At 38.4% G+C, this 3470-nt stretch carries 3 protein-coding genes and 1 tRNA gene; 1 reads left to right on the top strand and 3 read right to left on the bottom strand.

Features of this window, described 5'->3' with window-relative positions:
• Positions 1-374 precede the first annotated feature (374 nt).
• From QQK25_RS24505 to QQK25_RS24515, 3 genes are all read right to left on the bottom strand, one after another.
• Positions 375-713 (bottom strand): hypothetical protein, encoded by a 339-nt coding sequence (locus QQK25_RS24505; protein WP_497801071.1) that lies wholly within the window; start codon positions 711-713, stop codon positions 375-377.
• 81 nt (positions 714-794) lie between these two features.
• Entirely contained in the window at positions 795-1076 is a 282-nt protein-coding gene (locus QQK25_RS24510) for a 50S ribosomal protein L23 (protein ID WP_497801070.1), read from the bottom strand.
• Positions 1077-1253: 177 nt separating this feature from the next.
• Positions 1254-1327, bottom strand: a tRNA-Ile gene (locus tag QQK25_RS24515).
• Between the two features lie 993 nt (positions 1328-2320).
• Between QQK25_RS24515 and QQK25_RS24520 the strand changes: the two genes are divergently transcribed.
• Positions 2321-3470: Ycf2 family protein (locus QQK25_RS24520; RefSeq protein WP_284189923.1), on the top strand; the 1150-nt coding region annotated here is incomplete at its 3' end.

Consider the following 3470-nt stretch of genomic DNA (forward strand, 5'->3'; position numbering starts at 1 on the left):
TCGATACTTCCACATATTACGGGTAACGTAGGAGACATCTCTATTTTTCTCCGGGGGGTCGAATTACCACTGCTTAGCTTTCAATTCGCCTCTGACCATCAAATGAAATGTGAATAATCCGTTCTCCTCTCTTTGAAACAAGGGGCGCTTCCGGTTCTGTCGGTGCTTCAAACAATTTTGTCTTCTCCATATTACCATATCTCTAGAGTCAATAATTGGATATGAGGAACTACTGAACTCAATCACTTGCTGCCGTTACTCTTCCGTTTTCTGAAGAGGTCTATCCCATAGAGGTACTCTAATTGGATCCGTGATCGATTTCTAGGTTTCGTCGTAAACCTAATTGGTTCCTTCCAATTACGTAAATCAATGGTTCAAACCGCACTCAAAGGTAGGGCATTTCCCATTGAGATAGGAACTTCTGTACCAGAAACAATGGTATCTCCAATTCTAGCCCCTCTGGGATGTAAAATATATCTCTTCTCACCATCCCCATAGTGTATGAGACAAATGTATGCATTTCGATTAGGGTCATATTCTATGGTTACAATTTTACCAGATATGTCTTTTTCATTCCGTCGAAAATCCATTTTACGGTATAGACGCTTATGACCTCCCCCTCTATGCCTTACGGTAATGATTCCTCTGGCATTACGACCTTTACCACAATGACGCTGTCCATGGATCAAATTATTTCGTGGATTGGATTTCACTTGACTGTCGACGGATCCATTGCGTGTGCTCGGGGTAGAAGTTTTGTATAAATGTATGGCCGTGTTGTTAAGTATTTTGATTTAAGTTCTTTTCTTTCTAAGAGGTGGAATAGAATAACCCGGTTGAAGCGTAATGATCATACGTCTGTAATGCGTTGTATGTCCCATAATCGGTCCCATTCTTCTACCCTTTCCCGGGAGTCGATGACTATTCATAGCTATTACCTTGACACCAAAGAAAAGTTCGACCCAATGTTTTATTTCTGTCCTAGTTGATCCTGATTCGACATTAGAAGTATATTGATTGTTCGCCAATAACCGAACACTTTTGTCTGTAAATACTGCATGTTTGATTCTATCCATAAATCTCTTTTCTTCCCTATACGTATTGTTTTTACTCTGTTCATATATTATTATGATTATATATATTATGATTATTAATATGATAGGATATTTCGTAGCAATTCGATATGTATGGATTATTAGATTCCATTGATAGAGAGCCAAGTCAAATAGACTTATTGGACGTTCCCATTAGCGTGCATCCAGTAGGAATTGAACCTACGAATTTACCAATTATGAGTTGGGCGCTTTAACCACTCAGCCATGGATGCGTAACGGGGAGCATCCTATAGAACATCCTATATAGATAGAAATCAAAGATTTCAGAGGAATCAACGATTGAGGCGAATGGTAAATCTTACATAGATAATCATAAAAACGACATACGTTCAGCTTTCATTGATCATCCCATTTCGAGAAAATATAAAAATTTTGGATCGTATATAATATTAAACGTATATAAATAAAGACATTTTCAAAAGGGCTCATTTTACTCAATCGAGAGGAGATTTATGTTAACAAAACCATACCAGAGAGGCACATCCCTCGTCCATTCCAGCGTTCACCATACTATATGTAAATATTTTTCTATTTTTTTGTCCCAATAAAACCTATTTTTGGAGGTACTTACATATTACTTTGAACAAAAAGTCCAAGATCTTTGCAGCTGCGGTTATTCTTGTTTTTGTTATCATTTTCTTTTCTTTCAGAAGAGGACCCACCTGAATTATAATTATGAAGTGGAAAACATTCGAACAACCCAGGATAGTACATAAAAAAAATTTTTAAAAGCCAAGAATCTTATATTCATTTTTTGGCTAGTATATAAAAAGACATCCACAAAGAGCGTATTTTGGACACTGGAGGGCCCGAACAGGGCCCGAACAATGAAAAAACATCAATATCAATGGAAATTTTGGATGCTCGAATTGAGAGAAATATTTAGAGAGTATTTTGGACACTGGAGGGTCCGAACAATGAAAAAACATCAATGGAAATTCTGGATGCTCGAATTGAGAGAAATATTCAGAGAGATCAAGAATTCTAACTATTTAGTTGACTCATGGACGAAATTTCATTCAGTGGGATCGATCACTCAAATTCTTTTTGAGCAAGAACGTTTTATGAAACTCTTTGACCCCCGAATTTTTTGGGTCCTACTTTCGCGGGATTCACGGAGGTCAACACGCAATCGAAATTTCACGATCAAAGGGGTAGTATTGCTTGTCGTCGTCGTCCTTATATATCGTATTAACAATCGAAACATGGTCGAAAGCAAGACTAGGTATTTGATGGGGCTTCTTCCTATACCGATGAATTCTATGGAAGAATCCTTTGGGTCTTCCAATATCAATAGATTGGGTGTTTCACTGCTATATCTTCCAAAAAGGAAAAAGATCTCTGAAAGTGGTTTCATGGATCCGAAAGAGAGTACTTGGGTTCTCCCAATAACTCAAAAGTGTAGCATGGCTAAATCTAACCGGGGTTCGCGGTGGTGGGGGAACCTGATCGGAAAAAAGAGGGATTATAGCCAATTGAAAGCATCTTCTGATCAATCCGGAGATCATTTGGATGCCACCAGTAATGAGGATTCGGAATATCAGACATTGATCAATCAAAGAGGGATTGACCAACTAAAAGAAAGATCTCTTTTTTTGGATCCTTCCTTTCTTCAAACGGAACGAACAGAGATAGAATCCGACCGATCCCCGAAATGCCTTTCTGGAGATTCTTCAATGTCCCGGCTATTCGCGGAAGGTGAGAAGCGGATGAAGAATCGTCTGCTTGGGGAAGATCCCGAAGAGTCTTTTAGGAATCCTAGAAGATCCATTCGTTCTTTTTTGTGGTCAGAACTTCATCTGGGTTTGAATCGTACTGAGAGGTCCACTAGAGATCAGAAATTGTTGAAGCAAAAACAAGATGTTTCTTTTGTCCCTTCGAGGCGCTCGGAACAGAAAGAAATGGCAGATCTATTCAGGACCATTATGTATTTACAAAATACGGTCTCAATTCATCCTATTTCATCAGATCCGGGATCTTATTTTGAATCAAAAGGGAGATTTCAAGAAATGGCAGATCAATTCATTCTATCAATAACCGAGCCAGATCTGGTGTATCCTAAGGGATTTGCCTTTTCTATTCATTCCTACGGATTGGATCAAAAAATTGGGTTGAATGAGGTATTCAACGCCTGGGTTCTCCCTCCTATTTTTTCTCAAGAGAACGACTCTTTTGATCGCTGGGTCTCCCACGGGAAGGATTTGGAAGATCCAAGACCCAAAATAGTGGTATTTGCTAGCAAAAAGATAATGAAGGTAGTCAATCAATATAGATTGATCCCAAATCTGATTCAAATCCAATCTAGTATCTCTAGGTACATAAGAAATGTATTGAATCGATTCTTTTTAATGAATA

It is taken from the genome of Zoogloea oryzae (assembly GCF_030161255.1).
Taxonomy (GTDB): Bacteria; Pseudomonadota; Gammaproteobacteria; order Burkholderiales; family Rhodocyclaceae; genus Zoogloea; species Zoogloea oryzae.